Genomic DNA, 17,115 nt, shown 5'->3' with positions numbered 1-17,115 from the left:
GTTGCTCCTGTTCAGTTGTCGCGCCGCATGAACCAGACGGCGTTTTGTGCGGCGGCCTGCAGACGCCAACCCGGCTCGACCAGATAAGTCGTGGCCCGGGTCACGACAATGGCCGGACCGTCGATGCTGGTACCAACCGCCAGCGCGGCGTCGTCGTAAACCGCCGTTTCCAGGCCTTGCGCATAACCCACGAAATGGCAGGTCCGCTTCCCGACCGGATCGGGCGGGGCCAAGGTCACCGCTGCCGGCAGGATGTCGCCGAATGCGACGCCGGCATGTTCGACATAAGCGCAGACGCGAATGGTATTGACGCGGACGCCAGCCTCCGGCGCCTGACTCCCCTTGCCGAAGCGCTCGCCGTAGCGCGTGTGGAATTGCTCGATGAGGCGCAAAACGTCCTGTGACGAGTGAATGCGATGCAAGTCCGTCACCACCGCGGTCTGCACGCGCTGGTTTCCGTAGCGCATGTCGAGTTCGAGCCGGTAGCGTATGTCCGTATCGCTGAAGCCCTGACGCAGCAGATCGTCGCGACCGCGCTGCTCGAGCGCCTCGACGCTGGCATTGAAGCGCGCGTAGTCCTCGAAGAAACGCTGCTGATTGGCGTCGAACAACACGGTCCAGCTGTTCATCTCGTGAATATGCAGCTGACTCATGTTGCCGCCGCCGACCGCGGAGAACACCGATGCGAACGGCGGCGCCAGAATGCGCGACACGCCCAGCGCCCTGGCAATGCCGCAGGCGTGTAGCGGACCATTGCCGCCGTAGGCAAGGATGGTGAATGCGCTGGGCTCGTACCCGCGGGTGCGCAACTCGGTGGCGATGCCGTTGGCCATGTTCGCGTCGACGGTCTGCCGGACCAGTTTGGCCACCTCGACCTCCGACATGTCCAGTGCGTCGGCGAGATCCTCATACGCCTGGCGCGCGCGCCGAACGTTGAGTTGAATGTGACCGCCGGCGTAGTTGCCGGGATCGAGATAGCCGAGCAGCAGGTCCGCGTCGGTCACCGTCGGCGCCAGCCCGCCGCGGTCGTAGCACGCCGGCCCCGGATCGGAGCCGGCACTGTCCGGCCCGACGCGAACCGTGCTGAACATGCGATCGTAGCTGCAGATCGAACCGCCGCCGGCACCGAGCGTGACCAGGTGCACCATCGGCACACTGACCATCCAGCGCTCGATCACCGGATTGAAGTCGTAGTGTTTGACGCCACCCTCGACGACGATACCGATGTCGAAGCTGGTTCCGCCCATATCGGTGGCGACGATGTTGCCGAGCGAAGTCTGCAGTGCCAGGTGTTCGCTTGCTGCAATGCCGGACACCGGTCCGGAGTGCATGGTCTGCAGCGCATCGGTGGAGTTCAGCTGCGCCATGCCGCCGCTGTTGTGATTGACCTGCATCGGCTTTTCGTAGCCGGCGTTGCGCAGGTTCAGCTCCAGCGTGCCGAGGCCGTGATACATCACCTGATGGAGGTAGCCGTCCATGATCGTCGACATGGCGCGCACGTACTCACCCTTGCGGCCCGCGACCTGATGAGACAGCAACATCGGAATCGCACCCAGCAGATGGGCCGGATATTCCTCGAGAAAAATCTCCCGGATCCTTTGTTCGTGTGCAGGGTTGACGACGCTGTTGGCGAGCACGACGACCAGCGTCTCGGCACCCTTGTCGACGAGCTGCCGCAGCTTGAGCCGCAGATCTTCTTCATCGAGCGGCATGACGATCTGGCCATCGAAGTCGATGCGCTCGCGGACTTCGAGAATCATCGGAATCGGCACCAGCGGTTCCGGCCGCTGCGCGTTCGGCACATCCATCTGCCGCTTGTGGTCCAAACCGGTGCCGTAGCCCTTGGCGCGCGACAGCGGCACCGATGCGCGGAAGCCTGCGGTCGTCAACAAGCCCAGACGCGGTCCCTTGCGCTGGATCAGCGCATTGGTCCCGAGCGTCGTCGCATAACGCACCGAGTCGACCTGCGACAGCAACTCGCGCTCACTGATCTCCAGTTCGCGACAGGCCGACTGCAAGGCTTCATTGAAGCCCAATGCCAGGTTGTGATGGGTGGTCAGCGCCTTGCTCTCGATATAGCGTTGATCCCAGGCGACGAAGCAGTCGGTGAAAGTGCCGCCGATATCCACTGAAACACGTTTCATGGCAGTGGCCTCAGTGTGCGTGCGAGTGACCGCGGCGGCGCGGCGGTTCACTGCCCACTGGCGCTTCGATGACTTCCTCGCGATCCGCCCATTGCCGCTTCAGCGCGTCGATATCGAAGTCGATGTCGCGGACCGGCGGATGGCCGGGCGGCAGGTACTCCGTCTCGATCATCGCCCCGCACTGGGGGCAGTAGTATTCGAGGATGCGACACCACTGCGGGTGCGGCGAATAGGTGCGCTCGTATTTGCGCGGATCGAGCAAGGGTTTGTGAATCTCACGCGGATCGCGGTCGTAGACCAGCAGGCCGCGCTTGTAGTTTTCGCGCGCGCCGATCAGTGCGGTCTCGCAGTGCCGGCATTCCCACAGCTCCTGCTCCAAATCAATCCGCAGGTTTTCGGTAACAAGGACTCTCATCGGCAGCTCCCTTCTCCTCGGCTTGTTTCGCATACCGCCGTATGAATCGCGGCGGGACAGACAAACGGAGGACGCGAGCGATGACGCGCTACGCCGCAGATGCCGACGACCAGGCGTTGCCCGGCGATCTCGCAGCGCTCTCCTCCGGGTTCCGTGTATCCGGAACTGATGACGGCAGACTAGGAGGTCGGCTGCTGGCTGTGCCCACTCCAAAGGGCTGCAGCGCGTAAATCAGTCGATGATGCCGAAACGTCGCGCCAAGGCGATCGCCTGAACGCGATTCTTGATTTGCAATTTCTCGAAGATATTGCGCAGGTGCCACTTCACCGTATTGGTCGACACCGATAAACGATCTGCCAGATCCTTATTGCTGAGCCCTCGCGCGAGGAACTGCAACAGGCGACGCTCCTTCTCGCTGAGGCTGGCCATCACCGAGGCGAGATCGACGTCCGCGCCGCGCGACGGCGCGCTCGGCGCCTGCTCGCCCGCCTCGGTGAGCAATCTTTGCAAATGCTCGACAGCGGCGTCGGGGCCTTCGAGGTTCGGCAATTGTGCGAATCCGCCATAGAGCGCCTTCAGCAGCACCAGCACGGCCTGCCGCTCATCGAGAAAACTGCGTACGAATCCACCGGCAGCACCGATTTCCAGCGCCTCGAGCAGGCTGCGACGCGCCAGCCCTCCATCGCCGCCCGCCTGTTGTGCAAGCGCGAGCATCACCAGCAGTTTCAACTCGCGGCGGCGCCGATGATGATGCCGCGCACGACGCAGCTCGCTGCCCAACAGCCGCGCCGCCGGTCCGTGTTGGCCTATCGCGATCAAGTGACGTCCCCAGCTGATCGTGCAGGCTTCCGTCTCTCCGGCATGGAACAGCAGTTGGTCAGCCGGCGCATCGGTCCACATCGCCGGCAGTTCGTGCAGCCATTTGGCCGCCGCATCGTGTTCACCATCAAAGGTCGCCTGCCGCGCCAGTTCTGCGCGTGCATAGATCGTCAGCCTCCCCAGGCTGTAGCGGTAACCGAGATAGAGCACCCGCTCGATCAATTCCTCGGCTTCGGCGCGTCGCTGCTGCAGATGCGCGATACGCGCCGCCGTCAACAGCATGCCGGCGACGGCATCGACGATGGTCTGCTGTTCGGCGAGCTGGGCGTAATCGCGAATCAGCGCCTGCGCGTCGTCGATGCGGTTCTGCTCGTAGCGGCCACAAGCCAGGTAGGCGGCGATCACCGAACCGGCGCCGATGCTGCCGACACTCCGTTCTTCAGTGCGTTTGAGCGCAGCAGCCAGCCCGCGTACCGCGTCGTCGATGCGACCCTGGCCACTGAGGCTCATGCTGTAGATCGCCTCCTGATAGGCTTGCCCGAACAGGTTGCCGTCTTCGTCGTGCAGCGGCCGCGCCTGCAGTAGCAACCCACGAGCTTCGTCGTAGGCGGCTTGGCCGACCAATAACATCGCACGCGCATTGAAGGTCACCGCATAGCGGAAACCCCTTCTCTCATCCAGCTGCTCGGCGCACTCGATCGCGGTGGCGCCAAGCTCATCGATGCGATCCTGCGCGGCCAGCACGAAGAGGCGGCTGACGTTGTGTGCGCCTACGGCGTGCGAGCCGGCCTTGCTCGTGGCCAGGCGGCGGCGGTGTTGCGAAATCAATGCCTCCGCCTTGTCGAAAGCGCGACGGAAGGCGTAAGCGATCACGGCGGCGTTGACCAGCGCATCGTGCTCGATCAGCACGTCGATCGGCAGCTGATCGGCGTAGCGTTCGATCAGGCCCAGCCGTTCGTGCGCGACCAGCGTGTCGATCTGCGCCAACAGCAGAGCCGCCGCCGTCGCATGCTCGCCGGCATGCAGTGCGTGCTGGATAGCCGCTTCGCCGTGGCCGTTGGCGGCATACCATTCGGCGGTGACGCGATGCCGCCGGCGCCGTTCCTCGGGCGCGATATCGCAGTTCATGCGGCTGAGCAGAAAGCGCCGGAACAGATTGTGGAAACGCACCCAGGTCCCGTCGAGATCGGTACGGCTGAGAAACAACCCGGCGCGTTCGATTTCGGCGAGACACTCGCTGCCGTCGGCCGCGGCACCGAGATGTTCGACCAATCCGGCGCACAGCTTGTCCGGCACCGCGAGCAGCAACAGTCGCTCGCGCATGCCGGCGTCAAGCCCCCCGAAACTCTCGGCCGCAAGAAATTCGATCAGCTCCGGCGTCATGCCCTTGCTGGCCAACGCCTCGACCCGCGAACGCCTGTCTCGCCGCAAACACAGGCGGAAACCTTGGAGCGCGGCAGGCCATCCGTTGGTTCGCTCGTGGATCTCCGCGATTTCCTCCGGCTGCAAGTCCCGGAACTCGGCGAAGAACGCCATCGTCTCTGCGACGCGAAAGCAGAGATCGTCGCCCCCGAGGCTGACGACGCCGTCGCCGATCTGCATGCGCGCCAGCATCGACCTGGGGAGCGCGCGCGTCCCGATGCACAATTGCACGCCGGCAGGCAAAGCGCGTACGGCCTGCGCCAGAACACCGCCGATCTCGTTGCTCGCCGCGACTTCGAAGTTGTCGACGACGATCAACACGGGACCGCCGGCGCGGCGCAGCAGCCGCACAAAATCCTGAATGCTCGACCGTCGCGGTGCGTCGGGATCGCGCTGGCGAGGTCGCACGAGGCTGTCGGCAGCCTCACACAGCAGGCTGAGGAATTCGGCCGGATCCGCCGAGTGCGCGTCCATGCGCACCCACGCCACCTTGTCGCCGGCCGCCGCTCGAAGGTCGCAGTACTGTCGCAGCAGGACCGATTTTCCGTAGCCCGCCGGCCCCTGCACGACCACCAGCCGCGGCCGCGGCGCAACGGCGAGTTGATCGAGCAAACGACGACGATGAACCTCCGTATTGGCCGCCGGCACGGCCGCCGCGACTTCGACTGCGCGGCCGCGCCGCGCCGTCACCCGTTGGGCGCGCATCTCCCGGGGCCGGCCGCTCACGTCACCGGCTCGGCACCGATCTGCAACATGACCTTGCCTTGGTTGCCACCGCTGTACAGCAACTTCAGGGTGTCGACGGCATTCTCGAGGCCGCGCTCGATATGCAAGCGATAGTGCAAGCGCCCCTCGAGCATCCATTGGGCAAGCTTCGCCTGAAACTCCGGATAGCGCTGCGCATAGTCGAGGATCACGAAGCCTTCGACGCGCAATCTGCGCATGATGAGGTTGCGGAACATGTACGGCCCCGGTACCGGGCCACTGCTGTTGTACGTCGAGATCAGGCCGCAAATGACGACGCTGCCAAAATTCTTCATGACGGTGAGACCGGCGTCGAGCATCTCACCGCCGACGTTCTCGAAGTGCACGTCGACACCATCCGGCGCGAGTTCGCGCAAACGGGCGATGACATCCTCGGACTTGTAATCGATCGCAGCGTCATAGCCGAACTGTTCGGTCAGCGAGCGGCACTTCGCGGCACCGCCGGCGATGCCGATGGTGCGGCATCCGTGGATCCTGGCGATCTGCCCGACCAGCATGCCGACGGCGCCGGCGGCCGCCGTCACCACGACGGTATCGCCGGGCTTCGGGCGACCGATCTCCATCAGACCGACGAGCGCGGTCGGCCCCGCGACCGCAAGGATGCCAAACGCGTCGGCGAGCTTCAGGCCGGGAATCATCGGCAGCGCCTGCACGCCCTCGCCGTTGCAGATGTTGTAGTCCGCCCATGGCAGGATGCCGGCAGCCAGACTGCCCACCGCGAAATCGGGATGGCGCGATTCCACGACTTCGCCGACCGTGAAGCCGACCATCGGCGCGCCCAGCGCGACCGGTTCCATGTACAAGTCCCAGTCACCGATCCACAGGCGGTTGGTGGCATCCATCGACAGGTACACGGACCGCAGCAGGAACTCGTTGTCACGTAGCGGTGGTCGTGACTCCTCACGCAGTTGCAGGGTATCGGCCTCGATCTCCCGCGTCGGCCTTTTGTTGAAATACCAGCGGCGCATCGTACCCATGATCGCTTCTCCTCTTGTCATTTCTCGTCATCGCAGTGTCCGCCGCCTGATGAGGTCATGACCCACCCAAAAGGGTGGGTGTCATCGAGGTTCGCGCCACGTTTTCCCTCCCTCCGAGTGGGTGATCCGCCGCTGCGCGCCCCTAAGCTCGCCTCCGGCACCCGCATGCCGCTTCCATCACCACTCGGAGGAGTTCCCCATGACCCGCAGCACGCTCGTCGTCGGTGTCGGCATGACACCGTTCACCAAGCCCGGACGCTCGGCCGCCTACGATGCGATGGCAGCCAGCGCCGTGCGCCAGGCCCTGGCCGATGCGGCCCTCGACTACAGCGATGTCGAACAAGCCTATGCAGGCTATGTCTACGGCGACAGCGCCTGCGGTCAGCGCGCGCTTTACCCGCTGGGCATGACCGGCATTCCGGTGCTCAACGTCAACAACAACTGTGCGAGCGGATCGAGCGCCCTGTTTCTTGCCCGCCAGGCCGTCGCCAGCGGCGCCGCCGATTGCGTACTGGCCTTCGGCTTCGAACAGATGGCACCCGGGGCGATCGGCAACGTCTACGACGACCGTCCCAGCCCGCTCGACCGCTTCACCGAACTGGCGCAGACCCTGCATCCCGCACCCGACGCCTATATGGCACCGCATATGTTCGGCGGCGCCGGCGCCGAGTACATCGAGCGCTACGGGGCCCGGCCGGCGACGTTCGCCAAGATCGCCGTCAAGGCGCGGCGCCACGCTGAGCACAATGAACGCGCGCTGTTTCGCGAGCCGGTCAGCGTCGAGCAGGTACTCGCCTCGCCCGTCATCTTCGGGCCGATGACACGCCTGCAGTGCTGCCCGCCAACCTGCGGTGCCGCCGCTGCGATCGTCGTCTCCGAAACCTATGCGCGCCGCCGTGGCCTCGAGGGTGTGCGCATTCTGGGCCAGGCGATGGCAACCGATTTTGCCTCGACCTTCGAGGCGCGCTCGATGATCAAGGCGGTCGGTTTCGATCTGAGCGCCTCGGCGGCGGCGACGGCCTACGAGCAGGCGGGCGTCGGCCCGCAAGACATCGATGTCTGCGAGCTGCATGACTGCTTCACCGCCAACGAGTTGCTGAGCTATGAAGCCCTGGGCCTGGCGCCGACCGGCGGCGCCGAGCAGTTCATCGAGGATGGCGACAACAGCTACGGAGGTCGCGTCGTCACCAATCCGTCCGGCGGCTTGATTTCCAAGGGTCACCCGCTCGGCGCAACCGGCCTCGCACAGTGCACGGAGCTCATCGAGCAGCTACGCGGCCGCAGCGGCCGCCGTCAGGTCGATGGCGCGCGACTGGCGCTGCAGCACAACTTCGGGCTCGGCGGTGCCTGCGTGGTCACCGTCTACGGCGCGGCCTGAGCCGGCGATTCAGGCGGCGCCCAGGCGCATCAGCGCGGCGTTGGTCAGATAGCGGTCGTAAATGCCGGCATCGTTGACGCTGGTGCGATGACCGCCGGAGACGCTGCGCACCTGTTCGAGCCGCGTCATGCGCCCGGTCTGGATATCGAATGCATGGACATGCGCCCACGACCAGTACGGGTGCTTGCCGTCCATGAACGCGCGATCGCCGTCCTGATACAGCGCGTAGGCGCCGTCGAATGAGCGGTACGGCTGGCCGCGACGGTCGTACGACACCATGGCGATCGGCAACTGCGTTCGTGCGTCGAACCAGACGCGCTTCTTGCTGACCGGCGCGCGTGGAAACCCGGTCGGCTCGGCTTCGACGATGATGGCTTCGGGCACCAGCTCGACGGTCGTGTCCCAGAAGGTCTTGCCCTTGGGGCCGCCATGCGTTCCGTGCTCCCAGTTCGGATGCGAGGCGTTCCAGCCGCCGGACACGGCGGCCAGCATCGGCCCGCGGCCGACGACGCGGTAGTTGCCCCAGGTGTAGAGCGGGTCGCCCGCCGCCCAGGCGTCGGACAGATAGAGCGTCGAGCCCGGCACCAGCGGCTCGAAGCGCTGATCGGTCGGGAACTGGCGAATCCGCTTGAACGCCGGCAGGTAGCCGTACAGATCCGGGAATTGGTGCTGATCGTAGGCCCAGACGTTCAGATACGACGTGCCGCGCACCCCGTCCGGCGCAACGAAGAACACCGTCTGGAAACGCAGCTTGTCTTCGTGCCCCGGCCAATACGGCTTCGGCTCGATGCTGACGCGGCCGATCGGCGACATCTCCGCCCACGCGCACTGGTAGTCGAAGGCAGGCTCGCCGGCCGGGTCGATGTCGACTTCCTTGATCGCATACAGCGATGCGTCATGCCGCCCCCAGCTCAGCGTCAGACCGGCCATCAGTTCCAGCGCATTGGCGCTACCTGGAAACGGATGGCCGCCGATCCACGGCTTGCCCTCGCGCGTCACGACATTGCCGCGTGCATCGAACATCGCCTGACCGCGATGGCGCACCGTCGCCTCGAGGTACTCCCAGGGCGACAGGCGCATGATGTCGATCGTCGTCGGCGCCAGCGTCAACCGCCGGCCGAGCGTCGCGATCTGCGCGTACTTGATCGGCTCGAGCAAATCCTTGACCGACTCGACGTTCGACGCGTCGATCTGATCGCCAGGCTTCAGGCGACCCTTGGTGTACGCCTCGATCGACAACAGCTCGTCGGGATAGGCGCGCGTGATCTCGCCGTTCTGCGCGATCGCGTCCCACAGCGGCATCAGCACGCCCGACAGCAGCGCGCCCTGCAGGAAGCGCCGGCGCGTCCAGCCACGATGCGGGATAACGGATCGAAATGGCATCGGCTTGCGGCTCAAAAAAGAACGGCGATCGGTAACGTCACCGATCGCCGGGCCCAGATCCAAATGGGCATGGGGAGGACTTTAGAACTGGTAGCCGACGCGCAGCGTGAACTCGTCGGCGAAGTCTGCGGTCGACAGCGCGTTCTTGTTCGGGTTACCACCGAGATGTCCGTTGATGTAGCTGTAGAACGCGTCGACGGTGATTGAACCGCGCGGCTTCCACTTGATGCCGGGCTGCACGAGGATGCCGCCACGCGGGTCGTACAGCGTCGCCAGCGACACCCGATAGATATCCTGCGGGAACGGCTGCTGCAAGGCGAACACCACGTAGTTGGCGCCGCCCTTGATGCCGGTCGCCGGCGAGTTCTCGTCGCCCCCGTAACCTTTCAGCGAACGACCGAATAAATCGTCCTTGGTGCGGTGCATGTACTGCAACACCATGTACGTCGCTGGGAACGCCTGCGTGAAGCGCTGATACTTCTCCAGTACCAGCGCACCGATGGTGTTGTTCTCGCGCAGGTAGTGACTCGACAGCGACGGCGCGGTGAAGACGCGATTCGGCGTATACGAAACTTCCAGATTGATGATCAACTGATCGAGCAGCGAACCCGGTTCACCGTCGGTGACGTAACTGGCGCCAAGGCCGAACACATTCTCGGCGAAATACTCGCGGGCGATGTGTCCGCGCAGCGCCCCACCCGCGGCCATGAAGAAGGTGTCGAGCTCGTTGTAGGCCGCGTCGACACTGCCGGCCGGCGACGCGAGCAGCGCCGTTGTCGACGGCGTGAACTCATTGATCGCCGAGTTCAGACCGTCAACGGCGTTGAGCCGTGCCATACCGGCATAGTGAAACCATTCACGCGCCGAGTAGACGCCGCCGGGGGCCGCCTCGAACGGCGTCTGCGCCAACAGCTCGCCGGTGGTCTGCGTGCCGGCGGCGCCACTGTGCAGCAGGTTCTCGGCGATGCCGAACAGGTTGTCGTTCGGCAGATTCTGGTTGACGCCCGACGCCGTCCAGCGGAACACGCCGTCCGGGTTGTAGCGCCGCACCGCCATCGCCTGGAAACCCCATTGCCCAAAATTGCCCTTCAGGCGCAGGCCGTAGCTGATCTTGTCGTCGTAGCCGCCGTCGGCATAACGATCGTGCACGGTGAACTGTGTCGGAATGACGTTGTATGGCGTATTCGGATTGCCATAGATCGACGGCTGGAACTTCTGCACGTAGGCATCGGCCAGCACCGCGTCATTGAACTGGTAGCCGAGCCGCAAGCCCAGCGCCGGCACGCGCTTGTCGGAGAACTCCTCCTGCGCGTTGTCGAGGATGGAGTGGCGGCGCAGATCGAGGCCGTCGACAACGTCGAGCACGCGGAAGAAGATCGCCTGGCCCCAGGCAATCTGCTGATTGCCGAGACGCGCCGTCAGCGGGCCATGGTTGTATTCGAAGAACAGTGCCGGGAAATAGACCTGGTACTGCTTGCCGTCCCATTCCAGCGGGTTCGGCGACGAGTCGCCCTCGACGCGATACTCGAACATATTCGGCTGATGGTGATAAAGCGCCGGATCGCCGCCGGCGATACCGCCCGCCGAATTCTCCAGCGTGCCGCCGTTGATGTCGTCGTAGACCGCCGGGTCGTAGATCGCACGCAGGCGTGCGACCAGCGACAGATCACTGCTGAAGCGGATGCCGGCTTCGAGTTCGCCGCGCACGATCAGCATGTTGAAGGTGTTGTCGGTCTTCGGCACCGGCCGCGCGATCGTGTCGGTGACCGGCAGTTGGCCGTTGACAACCGGAATCGCGTCGAGCAACGGGCCAAGGCCGAGATTGGTCAGCGTCGTCGTCAGTCCGGAGTTCGGCAGAATCGGCCCGAAGCCGGTCAGCGGATCGCCGGCGTGGCGCATGACCGGCACGCCATTGAAGACGTTGCCGCCCTGGTTGTACGGATTCTCGGACCCGGTGCTGATCGCGGTCTCGGGACGGATGAAGCCGCCCAGGCTGAAATCCATGCCGCTGAACAGCGAACTGAAGAATCCGCCGTCTTCACTATCGCTTTGTGCGGCCGCCGGCGCGCTGCTGAGCGCCGAGCCGAGGCCGAACAGTGCCGCTGCCGTCAGCAACCCGGCCGAATGCTTCCTCGTGTGCATGTCTGATCCCCTCGCTTTTCAGACTTCGTTGTTTTGGCTTGCCGTACCGCCTGCTGCCGCCTAGTTGCCCAATTCGACGATGCGTCCCACCTGGCCGACGATCAGCGCCGGTCCACCGCCGACGTAGCTGACGCCCTGGTTCCAGTACGCGACCGCTTCGGGTGATTCGATGTGCTGCCAGCTGCGGCCGTCGTCGCGGCTCTCCACGAGGTCACGGATCGCCGTCATGACGACGCGTCCGTCGGGTTGAGCACTGACGCCGAGCAGGATCGCCTGCGTGCCAACGTCGATCGGCGTCCAGCTCTGGCCACCGTCCGTGGTCTTCAGCGCGGTACCGCTCTGCCCGACCGCGTAGCCGCGTCCATCCTCGAGCAGATCGATCGCGAACAGCGATGCATCACCCTTGTGCAGGACCTGCCAGTTCGTGCCGCCGTCGGTCGAGCGCAGAATCAGGCCGAACTCGCCGCACATCGTGATCACGCCGCGATCGTCGAGCTTCACGTCATACAGATGCGGGTCTTCACCGTTCTCTGTGTAGTGGGCCCACTGCGGCGCGATCGTGTGCCAATGCAGGCCACCGTCGTCGGATTTCAGCGCCGTACCGAAGGCGCCGACCGCGACCGCCTCGCCGCGATCATTGAGTGCGACGCCGAACAAGCGCTCTTGCGTCGGCGCCTCGACCGGTTGCCAGCGCCCTTCGGTATCACGGCGCACGATCGCGCCCTGCTGCCCGACGGCAATCGCCCCGCTGCTCTTGATGGCCACCCCGAGCAGCGCCTTGGGCGTTGGCGCCGGCGCCGCTGCCCAGTGTTTGCCGGCGTCATCGGACTGCAGGATTTCGCCTGCGGCTCCGACCGCGACGCCGCGGCTGCCGTCGAACGCCAGCGAAAACAGAGCCTGATGCGCCGTCCCCGAGACGATGGTCTGCACCGCGTCGGGTGCAGCCATCGCCTGCGTGGCCGGGGCCAAGGCCCCGGCGAGTGCGACGAGTAGCGTTGCGCGCTTCATGGCGTCAGGCCGTACCGAGCCGCGCGATGGCCTGGTTCGTCAGGTACTTGTTGTAGACATCCTGCGAACCTTCGCCGTAGCCACTCTGGTAGCCGCCCTTCACTTCCTTGGCCTGCACGAAGCGCGTCATACGGTTGGCCTGCACATCGTGGCTGGCCGCCGCGACCCACGACCACGCCGGATGGCCCTGCGCATCCTTGATCGTGACCTTGTCGTTCGAGTACTGCGCATAAGCCGGCTCGAAGGACTTCCAGATCGCACCGCGGCGATCGTAGGTGACATAGGCGACGTACATGCCGTTGCGCACGTCGATCCAGATGCGCTTCTTGCCCACTGGCGCACGCGGATAGCCGGTCGGTTCGGCTTCGAGCACGATGCATTCCGGCACCAACTCCATCCACACATCGTGGAAGGTCTGGTTCTTCGGGCCACCGTGCACGGTGCGTTCGTAGTTGTCGTTGTAGCCGCCCATGAAATTGCGCGGACCGATCGCACCGAGCATCGGCTTGCGCTCGATGATCTTGTAGTTCCCCCAGGTCAGCATCGGATCGCCCGCGGCCCAGGCGTCGGACAGGAAGAACGTCACGCCCGGCACCAGCGGCTCGAAGCGCTGATTGGTCGGGAACTGGCGCACGCGGCGGAAGGCCGGCAGATAGCCGTAGAGATCCGGGAACTTGCGCTGGTCGTAATACCAGGTGTTCAGGTACGAGCTGCCGGCGGTGTCCTGCGGCGACGTGAACCACACCGACTGATAGCGCAGCAGATCCTTCTTGCCGTTCCAGACCTTGCCGTCGGCACGCGCCGTGGTGTTGAGTTCGGCCCAGACGAAGTCGTACTGGTAGGCGATCGAACCGTCCGGTGCGATGTCCCAGTCGCGCACCGCGTACATCGAATAATCGTGGCGTCCCCACGACAGCGTCAGGTTCGCCATCGCTTCGACGCCGTTCTGCGGATCGGTGAACGGGTTGCCACCAATCCACGGCTCGCCGTTGTCGGTGTAGACGTTGCCCACCGAATCGAGCTTGGCGCGGCCCTTGTTCTTCAGCGTCGCTTCCAGATACGACGCCGGGAACAGCTTGGTCACGTCCTTGGTCGACTCGACGATGTTGATCTTGCGGCCCATCGTCTTGACCTGCTGATAGGCGATGGGATCGAGCAGGTCCTTGACGGCCTCGACGTTGTTGGCGGTGATCACATCGCCGGGCTTGACCTTGCCCTTGGTGTAGGCCTCGATCGACAACAGCTCATCGGGATACGCCTTGGACGCATCGCCGGCCTTGGCGATCAATGGCCAGAGGGGCGCCAGCACGCCGGCGGCGGCCACGCCCTTGATGGTCTTCTCCAGCAGCATGCGACGGCCGTAGTCGAAGTCATACTTCTTGATCCACATGTTCTCTCTCCTCGCTTACTGTCGGCGCTGCAGCGCCTGGATGATGTGCGTGCGGTGCCGTGCCCTCAGGCCGGAGCCGAGCGCAGGGGTTTGATATGGGTATCGGCGGTGGCGATCGTCGACAGGTCGACGCTTTCACCGACCAGCAGGTCCTTGCGGCCGACGAAGCGCGGCTTGAGCAGCCAGACGATCAGCGGCAGCACGATCAGGGCGAGCACCATGTTGATCAGCATGATCAAGGTCAGCAGCAGGCCCATGTCCGCCATGAATTTCAGATCGGACAGGAAGTACCACGGCAGGATGCCGATCATCATGATCGATGCCGTGAACATGATCGCCTTGCCGGTCGTGGTCAGCGCCGCAACGATGGTCGCGCCCCAGTCATGCTCCTGCGCGTGGTATTCCTCGCAGATGCGCGACAGCAGATAGATGCCGTAGTCGATACCGACGCCGATACCGATCGCCGCGACCAGCATCGAATTGACGTCGAGGCCGATGCCCATCAGATGCATCGACGACAGCAGGATCACGTTCGACAGATTGACCGGCAGCAGCAGGATGATGCCGGCCAGCAGCGAGCGGTACGCGAGGCTGCAGCCGAGCAGGATGACGATGTTGAGGCAGCCGATGATCAGCCAGTGGAAACGGTCGACCACATTGTTGACCGCCTGCTGCAGGGCGATGGTGCCGGTGCCGAGGCGAATGCGGAACGCCGAGTGATCGACGCCGACCTTGGCGATCGCACGGCGCGCTTCATCGAGCGCCGCGTCGACCGTCTCCTGCTTGTTGTCCTTGTACCAGAGCGACACCGTGCCGTTCTGCTGCTCGAAGTCGATGACGTTCGAATACGCCTTCGGGCTGCTGCCGACCATCACCGCACCGGCGGCGGCGTTGACGGCGGAATCGGTCAGATCGAGTGGCGACCATTTGGGGTTACCGCCCGAGAACAGACGATTGGCCTCCATCAGGTAGTCGCCGAACGACAGCGTCGCGCGCGGTGGATTCGGCCCGCTTTCGATCTGGGCCTGCAGCGCCTGCATCGTGCCGATGGTGTCGGCCTGGTGCGTGACGCGATTCGGGTTCTTCTGATCCTTGGCCTCGAAGATCACTTCCAGCGTATTGACGCCGGGGAAGTTGCTGTTGATCTGCGCGACCGCCTCGTTGTATTCGGAATTCGGCCACAACAGATTGCTGCCTTCGACCGGATTGCCGATCTTGATCTGCAGCGCCATGTAAACCGCCGCGACTGCGGCCACCGCAACGATCGCCGTCGTCACGCGCGCGCGGCGGCCGTAGCTCAGCGACGCGATGCCGCGCAGCAACTGCGCGAAGCGCTTGTGCACACCGCTACCGCCTTCGCGCCCGACCAGCTTTTCGATGTTCTTCGGCGGCGGCAGCACCGACAGCAGCAAGGAGATCAAAAAGGTGCCGGTCGGAATCAGCCAGATCGCCCAGAAACCGCAGAACAGCGCGAAGCGCTCCATCGCCGGAATCGGCGCGATGGCGATCAGGAAGATGCCGACGATGTCGGTGAAGATGCCGAGCACGCTCGGCACCATCATCACGCCCATGGTGATTTCGGCCGCTTTCTCGCGATCGCGCAGGTGCGCGTAGATCTCGTAGTAGCGCTCGGTGAACTGCACGCAGTGCGAGAACGAGCGTGCGATCAGCAGCAGCGGCACGATCATCAGCAGCGGCTCGATCGGCGAGTGCAGCCAGCCGACGAAGCCGAAGCCCCAGATCGCCGCGACCGCACTGGTGACGATCGGCGTGACGACGCCGACCACATTGCGCATGTACAGCGACAGCGTGAGGATCAGCGCACCCAGCGTCACGGCGAAGATGCCGAACATCTGCGATTCGTAACGATAGACCCAGCCGGTCAGCGCCGGCTGTCCCGCCAGGTAGACGTTGTGATCGGCATCGCGCGCCTGCTCGACCAGATGCTGCATGTAGTTGAACGCCTGCCCGTAATCGAGCAGCCGCTCGATGAACGTCGCGTTGATCAGCGTCGCCGTTTCGTTCTGCGAGATCAGGAAGGTGCGCGCCCCCGGCGACTTGTCGACCCGTGCGCGAAAGTCCGCAATCTCCGCCGGCGTGGTCGGCGGGTGATCTTCCATCAGCGGCCGGACATCGATACCGAACGGCGTGGCTTCCGCGTAACGCGCTTTCTCGGTGGCGATCGACAGAATCTGATCGTGATCGACGCCCGGCGCCAGATCGACGTCGCGCGTCAGCTTCCAGACCTTGGCCAGCGTCTCGGCGTTGTAGATGTCGCCGTCCTTGCGCTGGATCATCAGCGTGAAGGTCAGCGGATTGCCGAAGTTCGGATGATCCTTGTAGACCTGCACGAAGGGATCATCCTTCGGCAGCAGATCCGAGAAGATGGTCTTGAGCTCGACGTTGCGCAGGCCGACGGCAAAGAAGGCCGTGACGACGACGAAGAGCAATGCGGTGATGCCGCGATGGCGCATCACCAGCGCCGCAAGCCGGAAGCGGAAGCTTTCCATGTGTAATCCGTCTAAGCCGGCCACGCCGGCGTGATCAGAATCAGCGGGTCAGCCGGCGGCCGAGCGCTGCGTCGTCGATGGAAATGCGAGGCGTGCGACCGGATACGCGTACGAGCGCGTTCGTCATGTGATGTTCTCCTCTCATGTCGTTATGGACTGCTCGGCGGGAGGTCCCGTCTCGGCGTCTTGCCCCCGTGGGGGTCATGGCAAAGTAAATTCGGACCTGCGCGCTGGCACTACACGAACGGGTAGTTTTCGGCGGGTGGGTAGGCGGCGCGTATAGGACCGCACTGCAGCATCGAGGCGTGTCACGCGGGTGCGGGTCGACGCCCCCTACACCGCCGGTGCGGTAGCGGGGCTGTCGCCGTTGCCGGACAGCGCGCGACTGCCGATGAGGTCGAGAGCTGGCGGCGGCCCGCGCCGACCATCACGGACGGATCGGTTTGCGCTTCAAAAACGCGCGGACGCGCGGCAGCCGCCGCGTCAGACGCGGGGCGAGAAGATCGATCGTGGAGCGGAAATCGCGCTGACGCGCCGCGGCGTCGATGCCGCGAAACACTGTCGGGCGCTGCCGACAGCGCGCTGAAATCCACGGATATTGATGGGATTTCAGCGATTTATTGGTGCCGAAGGAGAGACTCGAACTCTCACGATGTCGCCATCGGCGGATTTTGAGTCCGCTGCGTCTACCGGTTCCGCCACTTCGGCGCGGGGCCGGCGATTATAGCGAGCGCGAGACATCCTACAATCCATATCTTCACC

Annotated in this window: 10 protein-coding genes and 1 tRNA gene; 1 reads left to right on the top strand and 10 read right to left on the bottom strand. The window is 64.5% G+C overall.

Annotated features, from left to right (window positions below):
• Positions 1 to 11: 11 nt before the first annotated feature.
• From G7Y82_RS05935 to G7Y82_RS05920, 4 genes are all read right to left on the bottom strand, one after another.
• Complete coding sequence (locus tag G7Y82_RS05935; protein ID WP_168147076.1) at positions 12 to 2,144, bottom strand: hydantoinase/oxoprolinase family protein; 2,133 nt, start codon at positions 2,142 to 2,144, stop codon at positions 12 to 14.
• A gap of 10 nt (positions 2,145 to 2,154) precedes the next feature.
• Positions 2,155 to 2,559, bottom strand: a complete 405-nt coding sequence (locus tag G7Y82_RS05930; protein ID WP_168147075.1) for an acetone carboxylase subunit gamma — start codon at positions 2,557 to 2,559, stop codon at positions 2,155 to 2,157.
• A 231-nt stretch (positions 2,560 to 2,790) separates the two neighbouring features.
• Complete coding sequence (locus G7Y82_RS21865; RefSeq protein ID WP_168147074.1) at positions 2,791 to 5,526, bottom strand: LuxR C-terminal-related transcriptional regulator; 2,736 nt, start codon at positions 5,524 to 5,526, stop codon at positions 2,791 to 2,793.
• Positions 5,523 to 6,542, bottom strand: a complete 1,020-nt coding sequence (locus G7Y82_RS05920; protein ID WP_168147073.1) for an NADP-dependent oxidoreductase — start codon at positions 6,540 to 6,542, stop codon at positions 5,523 to 5,525. Before G7Y82_RS05920 ends, G7Y82_RS21865 begins: the two co-directional genes overlap by 4 nt.
• A 199-nt stretch (positions 6,543 to 6,741) precedes the next feature.
• On the opposite strand from G7Y82_RS05920, the gene G7Y82_RS05915 reads away from it, so the two are divergent.
• The gene (locus tag G7Y82_RS05915; RefSeq protein WP_168147072.1) at positions 6,742 to 7,920 is read left to right on the top strand and encodes a lipid-transfer protein; all 1,179 of its coding nucleotides are present in this window, start codon (positions 6,742 to 6,744) and stop codon (positions 7,918 to 7,920) included.
• Between the two features lie 9 nt (positions 7,921 to 7,929).
• Here G7Y82_RS05915 and G7Y82_RS05910 read toward each other — a convergent pair whose 3' ends face one another.
• From G7Y82_RS05910 to G7Y82_RS05885, 6 genes are all read right to left on the bottom strand, one after another.
• A complete protein-coding gene (locus G7Y82_RS05910; protein ID WP_240954087.1) occupies positions 7,930 to 9,303 on the bottom strand; it encodes a DUF1329 domain-containing protein in 1,374 nt (457 codons plus the stop codon).
• Positions 9,304 to 9,384: 81 nt separating this feature from the next.
• Positions 9,385 to 11,445 carry a DUF1302 family protein gene (locus G7Y82_RS05905; protein WP_168147071.1) on the bottom strand — a complete coding sequence of 687 codons (2,061 nt, stop codon included), beginning with the start codon at positions 11,443 to 11,445 and terminating at the stop codon, positions 9,385 to 9,387.
• Positions 11,446 to 11,505: 60 nt separating this feature from the next.
• Positions 11,506 to 12,453: a WD40/YVTN/BNR-like repeat-containing protein gene (locus tag G7Y82_RS05900; protein ID WP_168147070.1), complete on the bottom strand. Its 948-nt coding sequence runs from the start codon at positions 12,451 to 12,453 to the stop codon at positions 11,506 to 11,508.
• Between the two features lie 4 nt (positions 12,454 to 12,457).
• Positions 12,458 to 13,843, bottom strand: a complete 1,386-nt coding sequence (locus G7Y82_RS05895) for a DUF1329 domain-containing protein (protein ID WP_168147069.1) — start codon at positions 13,841 to 13,843, stop codon at positions 12,458 to 12,460.
• Positions 13,844 to 13,908: 65 nt separating this feature from the next.
• Positions 13,909 to 16,353: an efflux RND transporter permease subunit gene (locus G7Y82_RS05890; RefSeq protein ID WP_168147068.1), complete on the bottom strand. Its 2,445-nt coding sequence runs from the start codon at positions 16,351 to 16,353 to the stop codon at positions 13,909 to 13,911.
• 621 nt (positions 16,354 to 16,974) lie between these two features.
• Positions 16,975 to 17,061 (bottom strand) — tRNA-Leu (locus G7Y82_RS05885).
• Positions 17,062 to 17,115 lie beyond the last annotated feature (54 nt).

The sequence above is a fragment of the Solimonas marina genome (assembly GCF_012241385.1).
Classification (GTDB): domain Bacteria; phylum Pseudomonadota; class Gammaproteobacteria; order Nevskiales; family Nevskiaceae; genus Solimonas; species Solimonas marina.
Note: the sequence above shows the minus strand (reverse complement) of the source record. Positions and strands in the feature narration are given on the sequence as shown.

What these genes read in the sequence shown, in the direction of transcription:
- G7Y82_RS05935 (WP_168147076.1), bottom strand. Translation starts at nt 2,144, where the DNA reads ATGAAACGTGTTTCAGTGGATATCGGCGGCACTTTCACCGACTGCTTC.
- G7Y82_RS05930 (WP_168147075.1), bottom strand. Translation starts at nt 2,559, where the DNA reads ATGAGAGTCCTTGTTACCGAAAACCTGCGGATTGATTTGGAGCAGGAG.
- G7Y82_RS05920 (WP_168147073.1), bottom strand. Translation starts at nt 6,542, where the DNA reads ATGGGTACGATGCGCCGCTGGTATTTCAACAAAAGGCCGACGCGGGAG.
- G7Y82_RS05915 (WP_168147072.1), top strand. Translation starts at nt 6,742, where the DNA reads ATGACCCGCAGCACGCTCGTCGTCGGTGTCGGCATGACACCGTTCACC.
- G7Y82_RS05910 (WP_240954087.1), bottom strand. Translation starts at nt 9,303, where the DNA reads ATGCCATTTCGATCCGTTATCCCGCATCGTGGCTGGACGCGCCGGCGC.
- G7Y82_RS05905 (WP_168147071.1), bottom strand. Translation starts at nt 11,445, where the DNA reads ATGCACACGAGGAAGCATTCGGCCGGGTTGCTGACGGCAGCGGCACTG.
- G7Y82_RS05900 (WP_168147070.1), bottom strand. Translation starts at nt 12,453, where the DNA reads ATGAAGCGCGCAACGCTACTCGTCGCACTCGCCGGGGCCTTGGCCCCG.
- G7Y82_RS05895 (WP_168147069.1), bottom strand. Translation starts at nt 13,843, where the DNA reads ATGTGGATCAAGAAGTATGACTTCGACTACGGCCGTCGCATGCTGCTG.
- G7Y82_RS05890 (WP_168147068.1), bottom strand. Translation starts at nt 16,353, where the DNA reads ATGGAAAGCTTCCGCTTCCGGCTTGCGGCGCTGGTGATGCGCCATCGC.